This window comes from Trichloromonas sp. (assembly GCF_041583255.1).
Taxonomy (GTDB): Bacteria; Desulfobacterota; Desulfuromonadia; order Desulfuromonadales; family Trichloromonadaceae; genus Trichloromonas.
Genome location: NZ_JBFHGD010000012.1, coordinates 1 through 14811 on the forward strand (window position 1 = coordinate 1; position 14811 = coordinate 14811).

Below are 14811 nucleotides of genomic sequence, written 5' to 3' on the forward strand. Positions count from 1 at the left end.
AAAGGCTAAAGGCTAAAGGCGTTTAGTATATCCGAAGGCCGAAGGTTTGATAGCAGTCTTCAGCCTGCAGCCAAATTGCCAGTTACTTTAAAAAGCGTACGGTCACGGTCATGCCCTGAACCAATCCGGAGTAGTCGTCCAGGGCAATGTAAATTTTCTGGGTATTGATGTCAAAGGAAGCCATTGGATCGAAGGTGCGTTGAGTTTTCTTGCTTACCGTTGGAAAAACTTTATAGACCTTGCCTGAATAGACTTTGCCTGACTGGGCGTCTACAGTCACTTCGATCCCTTGCCCTTCGCTGATACGTCCGACGTCGGTTTCTTCGATTTCGGCATGAATCCGCAATTGAGCGGGATCAATAATGGTCAGCAGTGGTGTTCCGACATCCACCGACTCATTCTGATCAATGTGCCGTCTGATTACCAGGCCGTTTACGGGGCTGTTTACTGAATAATCGGCCAGTACGGCTCGGTAATACTTCAGTTCGGCTGTCGCCTCTACAACCTTGGCCCGGGCATGGGCGATGCTCTCAGCTCGGGAGCCTTTTTGGTATTTGTCTCGTTGGGCGCCAAGCTCATTGAGTTGTGCCAGGGCAACGCGTCGTTTTTCATCGGCTTTTTCCCAGTCAATTTTGGATGTAGCGCCTTTTCCGAGAAGTCTATGCTGCCTCTCTGCTTCGAGCACCGCCTGCTCGTACACGGCTTGGCCACGGTTGACTGCGCTCTCAGCCGCCGTGATATCCTCGCGGCGAAATCCGGTCGCCTGTTCATCGAGCAGAGCCTTGCTGGCACGCAGGTTTGCTTCGGCGATGTCGATCTGGGCTTCGATTTTACCGCTGTTCATTTTAACCAGCATCTGGCCCGAGGTGACGGGATCCCCTTCATCAACAGTGATGGCTGAAATTTCCCCCGTGACTCGACTGCTGAGATCGATTTCTGTGATGCTCTCCACTGTTCCCTTGGCGGCAAACCCGGCTTGGGGGGGGTGTGGTATCGATTGGCGGATATGGTTTGTCTGGTTTTTTGAGTTGTCAAAAAAAGAAGGGCCGGCCAGAGCCAGAACGATCGCTGCAACAACCAGAACGGCAATAAGTATCAAGCCAAAACGACTGCTTTTCATAGACCCCTCTTCTTTTCATCGACAATGCGTCCGTCTTCCATGATAAGAATGCGGTCGAATATGTCTTCAATCCGGTTGTCATGGGTGGCCACGACAACACATTTCTTCTGCTCTGCGGCCAGACTGCGCAGGATTTCCATCACCTTTTTGCCATTGACGTGATCCAGGTTGGCGGTCGGTTCATCGGCCAGGATGAGCGGCGATTCCACCGCCAGCGCCCGGGCAATCGCGACCCGTTGCTTTTGCCCGCCGCTGAGATCCCGAGGGAGGAAATTAATCCGATCCGCCAGGCCCACTTCTTCGATCATCGTCCGGGCGAAATTTTCGGCCGAGGTGCCGATAATCCCTTTGATTTTTAGAACAAGCATAACATTTTCATAGACGGTCAATGCCGGAAACAGGTTGAATCCCTGAAAAATATACGAGATATACCGTTTGCGCAGTGGCGGGAGATCTTTTTCACGAAGACCGAAGACTTCCTGGCCAAAAAGCTTGAGGGATCCGCCTGTCGGTTGCAAGATGCAGCCGAGCAGGGAGAGCAGGGTGGTTTTGCCGCTTCCTGACGGGCCGAAGAGGCCAACCACCTCTCCTTCATTCAACTGAAGGTCGACATCAACCACGGCACGAACCTCGGTTCGTCCTTCCTGGTAGGTTTTGAATAATCCGTTTGTGACCAGCGGTTGGATCAAGTTCGTTATCCCCTGAAAAGAATGGCCGGGTCGATCTTCTTGATTTTCCGGATTGAAACCGCCGCAGCCGAAAGGCACATGAAGAGGGTCAGGGCCAGCACGGACAGATTCATCCAGGGATTTACGATCATCACTGTACCGACCGCTTCATAAAATTTCACCGAGGCCAGGGTGATGATCAAGCTGATCAAGTAGCCGGCCAGGGCGTTGATCAGTGCCTGGCTGAAAATGATTTTGTAGATTTCCAGGTTGTCGGCCCCCAGGGCCTTGAGGGTGCCGAATTCCTTGATGTGTTCCATGGTTGAATTGTAGATGGTCTGTCCCACGATCAGCATGCCGACCAAAAAGCTGATGATGATGGTCAATAGAAACGAGAATCCGACCCCGGTTTCGATGGTCCAGTAGAGGCGAGTCTTGCGGCTGAATGCCTCTTTGGTGTAGACGTCGACACCGGTTAGTTTGTTTTTCAGGGTGTTAACCACCTGCTGCACTTCAACGCCGGGGACAACCTTGGTGACGACAAAGACGGTGTTGTCGGGGCCGATGTAACCGACCAGGCTCTGGGCCAGTTTGTATGAGGTGAACACAAAAGGTGCGGTAGTAAAGGATTTGACCCCTTCGGAGATGCCGACGATTTGCAGACGACGAAAGAGGATGTCGCGATAATCGCCGACCCGAATGTCACCGAGACGCTTTCCTGCCGACTCATCAACGATAATGAAGTTGCCGTTCTTAACTGAACGACTGTCTCCTTCTTTTAACCGCCAGGGGCCGCCGATGCCGCTATCGGGATTGTAGCCGATGATTTCCACCTGCTCGGTTCCCCCTTGCTCCTGCCGGATCAGACCCCAGGCAACAATCAGTTTTTCCGCCGCTTGAATGCCTGGCGTAGAAAGTACGTGGTCATAAATATATTCGGGAAAAGGCTGGGAAAAATCGAAGTTTTTGTTGTTCTGCGAGGTGATCCAGATGTCGGCATCGGTGTTGTCGATAATGACCGAAGATGTTGCCATCAGGCCCATATAGATGCCGATCTGCGCAAAAATCAACCCAACGGCGAAAATAATACCGACCAGGGTGATCAGAGAGCGAACCTTGTCGTAAAGAAGAATTCTTAACGCAACATAGAGCATAGTGGGGTGTGCCCGTGAGACTGCAAGCCGATCTTTTGGATGAATGAACGCTAAATGTAGCGGGAACCTTATGGAAAGTCAGCAAAAAACTTTGAAAGTTGTGTGTCAAAGATTTTGCTGCGGGCTATGGACTGTATGTAGGTAATGGTTTGAATTCGTGAAATTATACTATAGAATTCACTAATTACTCATCGATCCAGCGAAAGGATGCCGACTTTATGGATAAGCGGATTGAAAAACTGTTGCAACTTGCGACCACCGCCCCCTCGGGTGACAATTGCCAGCCATGGCAGTTTTCCGTAAGTTCTCAGACGGTCAAGCTGTATAACCTGTCTGATAAAGATACCTCGCTATATAATTTTGCCCAAAGGGCCTCTCTGCTGGCTCACGGAGCGCTGCTCGAAAACCTGAGGATCGCCGCTCCGTCGCTGGGATTGCGGGCACAAATAGAGTATTTCCCCGACCCGAGCCTTTCCGATTTGGTGGCGACCGTCGAGTTTGTGGATGCTGAGGTAGCCGAGCATCCACTTTTGCCTTGGCTTTCGGCACGCTGCACCAACCGAAAAAAATATGATGGCCGACCGTTGTCGAAGGCGGCGGCAGAGATTCTTCTGCATGCAACAGGCGAAATTGATGGTACGGTGGTTCGCCTGGTGACCGACCCTGAGCATATCCGGCAATTATCCGACATCCTCGCCAACAACGATCGGCTGGTCTTTGAAAACCCCCTGCTGCACAAATTCTTGTTCGATCATATCCGGTGGAATGATGGTGAAGCCAGAGGGAGTCTTGACGGGATGGACCTGAAGACGCTTGAGCTGGGCCTGATCGACTCTTTGGCCTTTCGCGTATTTCGCCACTGGAGCATTGTCGAAAAACTTAACAAGGTGGGATTGCCAAAAGTGGTGGCGAACAACGGCAGTAAGTTGCTGGCGTCTGCCTCGGCAATAGGAGGGATTCTGATCGAGAGTTCGGGGCAGGAGTCTTTTGTCGTGGCTGGGCGAGCCATGCAGCGGTTTTGGCTTGAGGCGACCCGTCTCGGACTGTCCGTGCAGCCCGTGGCCGGCCTCGCGCTGCTGGCTGAACGGGTGCTCGCCGGGCAGACCGCGGGGCTGACGGAGGGGCAGGTGCGCTTGATCGGTGAAGTCAGGTCAGAACTGGATAGGATTTTCGGTTCCGCAGGTAAGCATCTGGTGATGCTGTTTCGGATCGGCACCGGTGGCCGCCCGAGCGCCAGGTCGCTGAGACAGCCGGTCGCGCAGCTGGTCACCGGGTGAGAAAATTCTTTTCAATCAGGTCTGCTGCTTTCTGTGCCGGCTTAAGGTCGGCAAGTTTCTGTTGTAGTTTTTGCGCGTTGGCTCTGTAGCTTGGGTTGCCTGCCACCGCCTGAATCAGCTCGAAAAGTTTTTCAGGGTTGTTTTGAAGCTCCTTTAACGAAAGTTTCTCCCCTGCGCCCAGAGTCACGACGCGGCGCATGTTGAATTCCTGGTCGGGGATGGTCGGGATGCCGACAATTGGTTTGCCGTTCTGCAGGGCCTGGTAGATGGTTCCGTTTCCGCCGTGGCAGACAACCACGTCGCACTCCCGCATGATCAGGTCGCCGTTGACGTAATCCTCAACATAGATCTCCCCATCGATCGTTTTCAGCTCGTTTGGTCTGGTTCCCTTTGCCTGACCGCCGGTAGAAATGATGGCGTTGATCCCATGCTTGCGGATCATTGCGTACAAATCGGCAAAAGATCCCCCCATCCAGGTTGTTCCCATCGTGAAATACGCCAGTAGTTGCCGGTTTTTTGGGGGGGGCCACCAGGCAGGCTGGGGCAGGGGGCTTTCCCAGGTCAGCGGGCCAATGTAGTGATAGCTGGCAGGGAGGTTTCTGGCGGGGAAATACTCTTCGATGTCTGCCAGCAGGGTCAGATCTTTGCCCGCCAGGCAGTTCGTTGCGGTGACTTTGTGGGGTAGGGATAGTTGCCGACTAAGTTTCTTGAAGATGGCAGAAGCGTTGTCGAAGACCAGCATTTCAAGGGCAAGATTGAGCCGGTCGAGACTTTTCCACAGCGGTGTCTCCCGGTTGATCAGGTTTTTGGGGAGCCATTCAAAAAAGGGGATATAGGGCAGGGCCCGGTATTCGGTCGATGAGACGTTGACGATGGCAACCTGCTTCAGGTTGTCGATGCCGGTCGAGATGGGAGCGCTGAAGCGACCGTCCGACAACACCAGGTCGGGTTTCACCTGCTCAAACAGTTGGCGGTCAGACGCGATCATCGCAGCCAGTTCGTCGTCATGGACGAACTTTAGTTCACCTTTTCGGATCCGCTCGAAAAGAATGTTCGGTCCCACCTGGTAGGCAGGCAATACCTCAAACCCCTCACTCTTGATGAAATGGTCTTTGGGACTGTCTCCGGCGAAGACGATCTGGTGTCCGCGTTTGCGAAGTTCGGCGGCAATCGCCAGCGGGCGGCTGATGTGAGAGAGGGTGTGGGTGTAAGGCAGGCAGAGGATTCGCATCAGGGTTCTCCGACGTTAACGAAGTTCGCAGTCCGCATTTTCCAGAATTTCGGCAAGGCGATTGAAAAACCGGGCGGCCGGGGCACCGGCCATAATCCGTCGATCGAAAATGATGGACAGGGGCATGGTTTTTCTTACTTCCACTTTGCCGTCGATGGCAATGGGCCGTTCCTTGACCCAGCCAAACATCACGGTCAGCGGCCAGATCATGTCGGCAATGACGAAATCGATGCCGTATTTTGCCGGTGAATTGACGAAGCAGGCATTCCCTCGGTGCTTCACCCATTCGTTGGGCAGATAGCGAGGTGCCCGGATGACCCACCGACTCAAAAAAACCGGCATTTTGCTAAGGAGGGTGAAGAAAAGTTTCCAGCGGGGGTGCTGTTCGGCATCCGCTGTCAGGGAGTGCTGCAGTTCTCGGGTGATCTGGACCAGGGATTTGCGGTCTGTGTCCAAGATGGTGTCGGCAAGGACCACGCTTTCGGCCTGGGGAACGTTTCTTTCTATAGCCACCGTGATATCCATATTGTTGAACTGGACGATACGACGGAAGAAGGGAGGCCCGAGGATGGCGCGGTTGGCGTAGGGGTATTCTTTAAGGGCAATGGTCGCCGCCTTGACGATCAGGGCGGTATAGGAAGGCTTCAGCCCTTCGCCATTGTGGGTTTCCTGACGGAGTCGGTCCATGGCCGTGGCGTCGATCTCCCGGACGAAGTTAACTTTGTGCGCCGGGGTCATTTCCTGGTTGAGTGACCAGAAGGCACAGGCAATTCGATTTGGTCTGATTATTTCGGGAATTTTTTGCCGACGGGGAGATTCCACTGGGGGCATGTTGCCTCCTTTCCGGTTGGGGCCATGACGGCAAACGTTTTCTGTAGTCGATTTTCGATGAACGCGTCAGTTCCGGCTTGTGTCGGAGCGGAATTGTTTGGTTGACATGTCATTGAACTATAGCAGATTTATAACCCCATGAAACCCTGTATCACCCGTAGCAGATGGACGGCTGTTTGTCTGTAAGGAAATGCAAGCTAGCCGTCGGCAAAGTTTACATTATGATGAATTCTTTCTGTCTTCTTTTCTGAGATGCCTGTAATTACAGTCGCTTGCTTGTTGGCCTGTGCATTGCATGACTCTTTTTAAAGGCGATAGAAAGGCGGGTTCGTAGTTTTCGCTGCTTGTTATGGATCGGACAAATTTAACACTAAATGGAGAAGGAGGTAAGTGTATGAAACGAACAAGAAGCAAGTTTTTTGGTGTTTTGTTGGCATTGGCGATGGTAGTCAGTGTCGGCGTGTCGGATTCTCGTGCTTACACCATCGGGTTTGATGAAGATGGTGCGGGTGTGGGTGTGATGAAAGATATCACTTTGATCAACTATTACACGGATACCGGGCTGGCGCTTGATTTCAATCCCTTTGCGCCGACGCCTTTCAATATTGAGTTCCTTTTACAGGGGCGTGTGTCCAGTTTTCAGAATTCAGGATTGCCGGTGATCTTCCCTGGGATCGCCCTTAATACCAATGAAATCACATTTACAGCAAGATTTATCGAGAGAGTTGTTGATGTTCAGACCGTTGGTGGTACTACCACGGCTATTTTCCAATCAGGAAATCTTGGCTCAGAATTTAAAATGTATGCTGATAGTACCCCCGATGCAAATCCCAATAATGTGAGTGGTTATAATGATGGAGTTGAAATACTTAGCGCAACGATGGTAAGTCAGACATCGTCATTCTCCTCCACGGTTCCTGGTGCGTTAGGTACGGGGTCCTTCAACGTCGTGCTTAGTGTTGATTCCTATGATAATACTTACTGGGATATTCCTTTTGATTTGTTCTTGTTCCAGCTCGTTACGACGGGGACTTTGAATCAGCCGTCCACGTTCACTCCTGCTGTAATGTGGAATGGGACATCAATTGCGGCTGCCGCTGCCGCTGGCAGGAATCCCCAGTATCTTAAATTTGATGGTTCCACAGACTTTAATGTTGTTCCTGAGCCGTCGACGATTTTGCTCCTCGGTTTAGGTTTGGTAAGCGTGGGTGTATTGGCACGCAGAAGGAAATAATAAAGAAATTCATAAAAAAGCGCACCTTATGTTGGGTGCGCTTTTTTTTGTTTTAAATCTGAGTGCTTCATGGTTTGTTCGATAAATGATGGATACACAGCGGAGGCGCTATCAAATGAAAACGAGAAGGCTACAGTCAGTTTGGCTGTTGTTGCTTTTTGTCTTTTTTATGCCTTGTATAGCTATGTCATCTTCCCTGGTTGGCTTAGATACCGCGGGTCTGAGTAACTATGTATATAGCGATTTGTGGACCAATAGAACTGATACCGGGTTGCTCCTGGGTTTTGTTCCTGACAAACAAGTGCCGCCAGAGTCTGAATATCAAACAAACTTTGTTTTTCAAACGAGGATTGCCGTTTTTCAAAAAAATGGTTTGCCCGTAATCATTCCTGATATTGCTTTGAGTAATGCCGAATTGACTCTTGTTGCTAAATTTCCACTGGTTGTCGATGCTCAAAAAAGATCGACCGATGTTTTAAACGTCAACCATGAACTCGTTAGTTTTGTTTCCGGGGAAAATGTTGATGGAAAATTATATATTTATTTAGACAAGTTGTCAGATGGGAGTCAGGCCGATCCAAATGTCGTTGCAGGATATGGTGACGATGATAATATCGGGCCTATTTTAACCGGCCATGTTTTGAAGGTAACGGCAAGTTTCGATAAAACATTAACGGGAAAAAATGCTGGTTTAGGCACGGGGTCATACGATTTTCAGTTTGTCATAGATTCTGTTAATTCTAATTACGTTGATATAGAAACCGGATCTGTCCTTGGCATCCAAGCCACGGGCACACTCAACACCCCGCCCTTTTTTTCTCCCTCTAAGATGTGGGATGGGACTTCGACCGCATTGCCTAATATCATGCTAAAGGTTGATGGCTCCCAGATATATTTTCCTGGAAATACGTGCATTGATATCGTGAAGGAGGTCAGTGTTAACGGAGGTGTCTCTTGGTTTGACGCGAACACTCTGGAGTCCGCACCGGGCACCAACAGAGGGGCTCAATATCGATTCACTGTTACCAATTGCGGCTCCGCTGATTTGAACAATGTCGCCGTAACGGATCCTTATCTTGGGATCGTTGACGAAACCGCGATATTTTTAGGGACTCTTGCTGCAGGTGCAGAGCTGGTTCTCACTGCTGCAAATTATCCTTTGTTGAACCTGCCAAATCGCTGCGCTGACGTCCCTCCGCCCGGCGATGGTGAACCAAATAAGTTTAACAAGGCAACAGTGGTGGGCGAAGCGGGGCTTCCTTCTCCGAGTAATACCGTCACCGCCGCAGACCCCGCTTGGGTCAAATGTGTTTGTGTCGATATTGAAAAGCTAGTAAGTGTCGACGGTGGTCAGACCTTCGGTGATGCCGATTCTTGCGATAATTCGGTACTGGCCCAGGGGGCTGTTGAATATCAACTGGTTGTTACCAACTGCGGATCGGTTGCGCTTGAAGATGTGGTTGTTAATGACCCGATGCTTTTCGGAGCCCCGGGGTATTCTCTGTCGGGCGATCTTTTGCCGGGTGTGGACAATCAGGTCATCATAACCAAAAATGATGACGCCGGGCTTGTAGTGGATGGTTTCTGCGATGTCTTCGGGAATCAACTCGATCTTGAAAATAAACTTAGAAATACTACCGTTGTTGAAGGTGTTGCTAGCCTCGTCAATGCGGATGTCGTGGTGACTGATGCGGACTCGGCCTGCGTGGAATGCTCTTCCTGTGCTGGCAGTATTGGCGATTTTGTCTGGGATGACGTGAATCGTAATGGTATTCAGGATGGTGGTGAGTCGGGAATTCCGAATCAGGAAGTCACTTTTACCGGCACCAACATCTACAATATGCCGGTCAGCATGACGGATACCACCGATGGCAACGGGATGTACCTGTTCGAAGGGCTGTGCGCCGGCACCTACACGGTGAGCGTAGCGACTCCGTCCGGTTACACGCCAACCATGAGCAATGCCCCGGACAGCACGCCGGCCAACGACAGCAACGACAGTCCGGCCAACGTCACGCTGACCAACGACAACAGCAGCGATGAGACAATCGACTTCGGTTTCTACGCGTTACCCACCTCGATTGGCGACTTCGTTTGGAACGACCTCAACAAGAACGGCCAGCAGGATACCGACGAGCCGGGTATCTCCGGCGTCACGGTGACACTGGTTAATTGCATCACCAACGCCATGCGTACCACCACCACCGATGCCAACGGCAAGTACCTGTTCGAGAACCTGATGCCGGGCAGCTACTGGGTGGAATTCGCAGCTCCCATGGGCTACGCCTTCATCATGCCCAACATCGGCAATGACGCCAGCGACAGCGACGCCAACGCCACCGGCGTGACCGAATGCTACGACCTGGTTTCCGGTCAGCCCAACCTCACCGTCGATGCCGGGCTCTGGAAAGTAATGCCGTCCATCGACATCGAGAAGTACACCAACGGTGACGATGCCGACACTCCGACCGGTCCGAAGGTTCTCGTCGGCGGCATAGTCGAATGGAAGTACGTGATCAAAAACACCGGCAACGTAGAACTCACCGGCGTTGCGGTCACCGACGACAAGCTCGGCGCGATCACCTGTCCCAAGTCCACCCTGGCGGTTATGGAATCCATGACCTGCACCAAGACCGGCACCGCCATGGAAGGTCCGTACGCCAACATCGGTAAGGTTACCGGCCAGTACATCGGCACCACCGTAATGGATCAGGATCCGAGCCATTACTACGGGGCCAAAGACCAGATGGAATGTGGAACGGGTACCCCCGGTTACTGGAAGAACCACCCCAATGCCTGGCCCACCCAGTCGATCACGATTGGTGGCTTAAGCTACAGCAAGGCTAAGGCAATTGACCTTATCTCCGAGGCTGTTTCCGGAGATAAGACTTATACCCTCTTCCCTGCTCTGGTGTCGGCCAAGCTGAATGTCATGACGGGCGCCAATGCAAGCTGTATCTCCGATACCATAACAGCAGCCGATACCTGGATGAAAACTCATAAACCAGGCAGTGGTGTGTCAGGCAGCAGTCGCGCATGGAAGATCGGAGAGCCTCTCTACTTGATGCTTGACAGATACAACAACGGGCTCCTCTGTGCTCCGCACCGAGATTCCATCAAAGATCAGTGCTCCTCTACGTGGCCAGCAGGGAGTAAAAAAACTGAGTATTACAAAGACTGACGAAAGTCAGGATGGTTTATGGATAGAGGGGAGTGGTCACACTCCCCTTTGTTTTTTGTTATGATTTAGCATTGCTGTCCAGTTGGGATTTTGCAACAACTATAGTGCTGACAAATGCAGATAAAACGCTTTTTGTGATGCTTTTTGCTTGGTTATCCGCTAGGAGGTGTCGAGGCGAATTTCCATGAATGCCAAATATTGAGTGGGTTTATGGAAATGTCGTTACTTGCCCGTGTTCATCGCACCCAACTTAATACCCGAGCCATCGCTCGACTGTTTGCACCGCTTAAGCCCTCTCTCGATCGAGGCCAGGGGAATCAGACTGGGGTCGTCAGATATCTTAGATCTGTACTTCAACGCCTTTGCAACTTCTTGACCGGACACGACTGATCCCTGTTGTGAATATTGATGATTAATAAAGAGCTTATTTAATAAAAAGCGCGCCTTTTCTGAGGCGTTCAGAACGCTGACAAGCCCCGCTTTTTGAGGCGGGGTTTATTGTTTTTATGGAGACCGGGGAGGCTTGTCGGTCTATGTTGATTGTTTGCAATGAAATATTTAGTATGTTGGCGGGCGTTTATGGTGCTTGATTATTCTGTTTTATTTAGTAAGATATGCTTTGTTGTTTTTTTTGAGGGGACCCTTTCATGGTCAAGTTCCGGTTTCAGCGGGTTGCCAATGACGATGTGCGCAGGATGGAGCAACTCTATCGCTTGCGCTACCAGGTCTATTGCATCGAATGCGGTTTTGAATCGCCTGAGGATCATCCCCGCGGACTGGAATATGACAAATACGACGCACATGCCTCCCATTTCTGTGCCATGGTTGCAGGTTCCGATGAAATTATAGGGACTGTTCGCATCATTCTTCCCTCTGATATCGGATTTCCTCTTTTGCATCACTGCCAGTTGTACCCTGTTCAACGCACGATTGAGCCCGGGTGCGTTGGTGAAATTTCCCGCCTGGCAATAAGCAAGGATTTTCGCCGTAGAGAAATCGACAAGGTGCTTTATTCGCAGCATCCTGCCAAAATTCCTAAAATGAAGACGATTAACGATCAGCGGCATCAATTTGAAAGCCAGATTGTGGCCGGTCTGTATCAGTGTGTCTATCACGAAAGTCGTGCTCAGGGGTTGAAGTATTGGTATGCCGTGATGGTCAAGGGGTTGAGTTTTCTGCTCGGACGCTGGGGGATTACTTGGCGGGAAATCGGACCGGAAGCCGAATATCATGGGTTAAGAGCGCCGTATTTAGCCGATATTGCAGAAATTGAAAAAAGAGTTCTCTTGAAAAAGTCACACCTTCTTGACAAACCCCCAGGTTGGATTGATTGAACCGGTTATTGATTTTTTAAAATGCTGACTGCGTCCTGACATGTAAAGTCGCTAAATTATGATAAACTATCTCCTTTGCTCGGCAGATGTTGACTTAAGCAGTACGCTAAACGGGAGGGAAAAACATTGATTCACAAAATGATTATGATGTTACTGGCAGTCTGTCTTTTGGTCGGCTGTAAGAGTCAGACCAAAGAGGAGATGGTTCACGAAGGGGAGCAGCTTATTCAGCAGGGCAATCCTCTGGGGGCAATCGTGCTGCTTAACAGTGCTCTGGAAAAAGATTCGAACTACGTGGAGGCGCGGTATCAGCTGGGTCTTGCATACATGAAGGGTGGCAAACTGGACAAGGCTGAAAAAGAACTGCGCAAAGTTCGCCTCCAGGATCCTGGCCGGCAGCAGGTTAGGCTCGATCTGGCTTCTATCTATATTGCGACCCAGAGGCTTGACGAGGCGTTCGAAGAGGTAAGCAAGTACGAACAGGACAACCTGGAAAGTTCCCTTTCGCGGGAATATGTGGGGCGCATCCAAGCCATGCGTAACGATTTTGTGCAGGCTGAGCAGTCCTTGCTCGAGGCGATCGAACTCGATGCGAAAAATGTTTCGGCGCGACTAGCCCTGGTTCAGGTCTATATGCATTTAAAGTGGGATGGCGAAGCTCGGTCACAACTGGCTGCAGCGATCAAGGCTTCTCCCAGGAACAAGAATGCCTACTATATGCTGGCGTCACTCGAAGGAAGCCAGGATCGCAAGGCTGAAGCTCTTGCTGCCTATCGACAGGTGAACGCTATTGATGCCAATGATGTCGGTGCTCTTTACATGACCGGCATGTTGTCCCTTGATTCCGGGGACGCCGCTGTTGCCCAGCGTATTGCAGATGATCTGCGCAAGCGGTTTGCCAGCCATCCGGCGGGCCCCAGGTTGGCCGGCATGATCCATTATGTGCAGGGCGATTACGAGAGTGCCGCCAACGAATTGAGAATATCGTTGCAGGAGATGTCTGACCTCGGCGGCTATTATTTCCTCGGGTTGACGGAATATCGGCTGGAACGTTACGAGTTGGCGCTGAATCAGTTTCAACGTGCGCTCGATATCTATCCCGGGCATGTCCAGTCCCGCCTGATGGTGTCCATGACCATGCTGCGTCAGGGCCGTGTCGATGACTGTATTTACCAGATCCAAAAGGTGCTGCAGGGAGACGACCAAAACGCCATGGCGCATAATATTATTGGCAGCGCTTATTTGGCCAAAGGCGAGTACGACCGGGCCATGGAGCACTTGGATCGGGCCATCGGCCTCGACCCGTCTCTGGCCGATGCGCACATGAAAAAAGGGTTATTTAATCTTTCCCGGGGGGATAATGCCGGCGCGGAGATCGAGTTGTCCAGGGCCGTGGATGCCGCCCCCGAAGTACTCAACACCAGATTCCTGCTCGCTTCCCTTTATCTGCGGCAGCAAAATTTCACCGGGGCCACTAAGGCCCTGCAGGAAGGGTTGGAGGGCACGGCGGAGGATGCCCTGCTGTATAACTACCTGGCGGCAGCCTATTTTGCCCAGAAAAAACCCGATGAGGCGGTGCTGGCTCTGGAAAAAGCCAAAGCGGCCAAGCCTGATTTTTTTGCCCCGTATTTCAACCTGGCCAACTACTATATGTCCATCGACCAGCGGCAGAAGGCTGTCGACGAATATCAGGCTGTTTTGAAACTCGATCCCAAGCAGATCAAAGCGCTCATTTCTCTGGCGGCACTTCAGGAGATCCTGGGAGATTCAGAGGCCGCCAGGGCGGGTTATCAGTCGGCTCGCAACACCGGCTCTCCAGAGGGTTTTCTGGCGCAGGCCGGTTACCTGATGCGTAATCGGGAGGAAGCGAAAGTAGCCGAGGTGGTTGAGTCGGCTTATGTGGCCTATCCTGCGCATCCGGGGATTCTCGAACTGCGGGGCAGGTTGCAAATGCAGCAGAAAAAGACCGAAGAAGCCGTCAAAATGTTTCAGTCTCTGGAAAAATTCAAGCCCGGTGCCGGTCTGCCTCTGGTGATCGCTTCCTGGTTACAGGGGGGAGAAAAAGAAAAGGCGTTATCCCTGGCGCGGCAGCAGATTGACAGCCAGCCCGATGCCGGTTCAGGCTATCTGTTGATGGCAGCCGTTCACCAGAATCTCGGGGCGACCGATAAGGCGGAGGCCATTTTGAAGCAAGGGATTGCAGCGGCCAGGGACGCGTCGCTCCTCTCCTTGCAGTTGGGGGCTTTTTATGCCGGAACCGGCCGGACAGATCAGGCCATCGAAACCCTGTCGGCGCTACAGAAAGCCGCCCCGAATTTTGTTCAGGCCACCTTTGCTCTGGGGGCCGTTTACGATCAGGCCGGCAATAAGCGTAAGGCGGTGGATCTCTACCGGGACGTGCTGGCGAAGGCCGAGGGGCACACGGCGGCGCTGAACAATCTGGCTTATCTGTATGCAGAAAACTACGGCAGTCCTGACGAGGGGCTGGTTCTGGCGATCAAGGCATTTCGCAATGAGCCGACCAACCCGGGGATCCTGGATACCCTGGGGTATGTGCTACTGAAAAACGGGCGAGTCGAAGAGGCGGTCAATGTGTTGAACAAGGCGGCAGAACTTCTGCCGAACGTGGCTGCTGTCCGTCTGCACCAGGGGCAGGCGCTGATGGCTGCCGGAAAGTCGGCAGAAGCGAGGCAGGCGCTGCAGGCGACGGTTGAAAGTGGAAAAGGGCCGGAAGCCGAACAGGCCAGCAGGTTGCTGGATTCGTTGAAGTAAGAGGCGAAA

10 protein-coding genes are annotated in these 14811 nt (G+C 51.9%); 5 read left to right on the top strand and 5 right to left on the bottom strand.

What is annotated here, in order from left to right; all coding sequences use genetic code 11:
* Positions 1 to 82: 82 nt before the first annotated feature.
* The 3 genes from ABYV89_RS01900 to ABYV89_RS01910 are packed head-to-tail and all read right to left on the bottom strand — an operon-like array spanning position 83 to position 2942.
* The gene (locus tag ABYV89_RS01900; RefSeq protein WP_432821227.1) at positions 83 to 1120 is read right to left on the bottom strand and encodes an HlyD family secretion protein; all 1038 of its coding nucleotides are present in this window, start codon (positions 1118 to 1120) and stop codon (positions 83 to 85) included.
* Positions 1117 to 1809 carry an ABC transporter ATP-binding protein gene (locus ABYV89_RS01905; RefSeq protein WP_432821228.1) on the bottom strand — a complete coding sequence of 231 codons (693 nt, stop codon included), beginning with the start codon at positions 1807 to 1809 and terminating at the stop codon, positions 1117 to 1119. Before ABYV89_RS01905 ends, ABYV89_RS01900 begins: the two co-directional genes overlap by 4 nt.
* 5 nt (positions 1810 to 1814) lie before the next feature.
* Entirely contained in the window at positions 1815 to 2942 is a 1128-nt protein-coding gene (locus tag ABYV89_RS01910) for an ABC transporter permease (protein ID WP_432821229.1), read from the bottom strand.
* A gap of 218 nt (positions 2943 to 3160) precedes the next feature.
* On the opposite strand from ABYV89_RS01910, the gene ABYV89_RS01915 reads away from it, so the two are divergent.
* On the top strand, positions 3161 to 4219 hold the full coding sequence (locus ABYV89_RS01915) for a nitroreductase (RefSeq protein ID WP_432821230.1): 1059 nt from the start codon (positions 3161 to 3163) through the stop codon (positions 4217 to 4219).
* On the opposite strand, the gene ABYV89_RS01920 is transcribed toward ABYV89_RS01915, so the two are convergent.
* Together ABYV89_RS01920 and ABYV89_RS01925 are read right to left on the bottom strand one after the other, a co-directional pair.
* Complete coding sequence (locus ABYV89_RS01920) at positions 4209 to 5450, bottom strand: glycosyltransferase (RefSeq protein ID WP_432821231.1); 1242 nt, start codon at positions 5448 to 5450, stop codon at positions 4209 to 4211. The two genes, ABYV89_RS01915 and ABYV89_RS01920, sit on opposite strands and share 11 nt — an antisense overlap.
* 15 nt (positions 5451 to 5465) lie before the next feature.
* Positions 5466 to 6281, bottom strand: a complete 816-nt coding sequence (locus ABYV89_RS01925) for a 2-oxo acid dehydrogenase subunit E2 (protein WP_432821232.1) — start codon at positions 6279 to 6281, stop codon at positions 5466 to 5468.
* Between the two features lie 394 nt (positions 6282 to 6675).
* Here ABYV89_RS01925 and pepA point away from each other — a divergent pair, with 394 nt between their 5' ends.
* The 4 genes from pepA (at position 6676) to prsT (ending at position 14802) form a co-directional block, all read left to right on the top strand.
* On the top strand, positions 6676 to 7515 hold the full coding sequence (pepA, locus tag ABYV89_RS01930; protein ID WP_432821233.1) for a flocculation-associated PEP-CTERM protein PepA: 840 nt from the start codon (positions 6676 to 6678) through the stop codon (positions 7513 to 7515).
* Positions 7516 to 7630: 115 nt separating this feature from the next.
* Entirely contained in the window at positions 7631 to 10696 is a 3066-nt protein-coding gene (locus tag ABYV89_RS01935) for an SdrD B-like domain-containing protein (RefSeq protein ID WP_432821234.1), read from the top strand.
* Between the two features lie 647 nt (positions 10697 to 11343).
* The gene (locus ABYV89_RS01940) at positions 11344 to 12030 is read left to right on the top strand and encodes a PEP-CTERM/exosortase system-associated acyltransferase (protein WP_432821235.1); all 687 of its coding nucleotides are present in this window, start codon (positions 11344 to 11346) and stop codon (positions 12028 to 12030) included.
* Positions 12031 to 12177: 147 nt separating this feature from the next.
* Entirely contained in the window at positions 12178 to 14802 is a 2625-nt protein-coding gene (gene prsT, locus ABYV89_RS01945; RefSeq protein WP_432821249.1) for an XrtA/PEP-CTERM system TPR-repeat protein PrsT, read from the top strand.
* The last annotated feature ends 9 nt before the right edge of the window (positions 14803 to 14811 follow it).

What these genes read in the sequence shown, in the direction of transcription:
- ABYV89_RS01940 (WP_432821235.1), top strand. Translation starts at nt 11,344, where the DNA reads ATGGTCAAGTTCCGGTTTCAGCGGGTTGCCAATGACGATGTGCGCAGG.
- ABYV89_RS01910 (WP_432821229.1), bottom strand. Translation starts at nt 2,942, where the DNA reads ATGCTCTATGTTGCGTTAAGAATTCTTCTTTACGACAAGGTTCGCTCT.
- ABYV89_RS01920 (WP_432821231.1), bottom strand. Translation starts at nt 5,450, where the DNA reads ATGCGAATCCTCTGCCTGCCTTACACCCACACCCTCTCTCACATCAGC.
- pepA (WP_432821233.1), top strand. Translation starts at nt 6,676, where the DNA reads ATGAAACGAACAAGAAGCAAGTTTTTTGGTGTTTTGTTGGCATTGGCG.
- ABYV89_RS01935 (WP_432821234.1), top strand. Translation starts at nt 7,631, where the DNA reads ATGAAAACGAGAAGGCTACAGTCAGTTTGGCTGTTGTTGCTTTTTGTC.
- ABYV89_RS01915 (WP_432821230.1), top strand. Translation starts at nt 3,161, where the DNA reads ATGGATAAGCGGATTGAAAAACTGTTGCAACTTGCGACCACCGCCCCC.
- prsT (WP_432821249.1), top strand. Translation starts at nt 12,178, where the DNA reads ATGTTACTGGCAGTCTGTCTTTTGGTCGGCTGTAAGAGTCAGACCAAA.
- ABYV89_RS01925 (WP_432821232.1), bottom strand. Translation starts at nt 6,281, where the DNA reads ATGCCCCCAGTGGAATCTCCCCGTCGGCAAAAAATTCCCGAAATAATC.
- ABYV89_RS01900 (WP_432821227.1), bottom strand. Translation starts at nt 1,120, where the DNA reads ATGAAAAGCAGTCGTTTTGGCTTGATACTTATTGCCGTTCTGGTTGTT.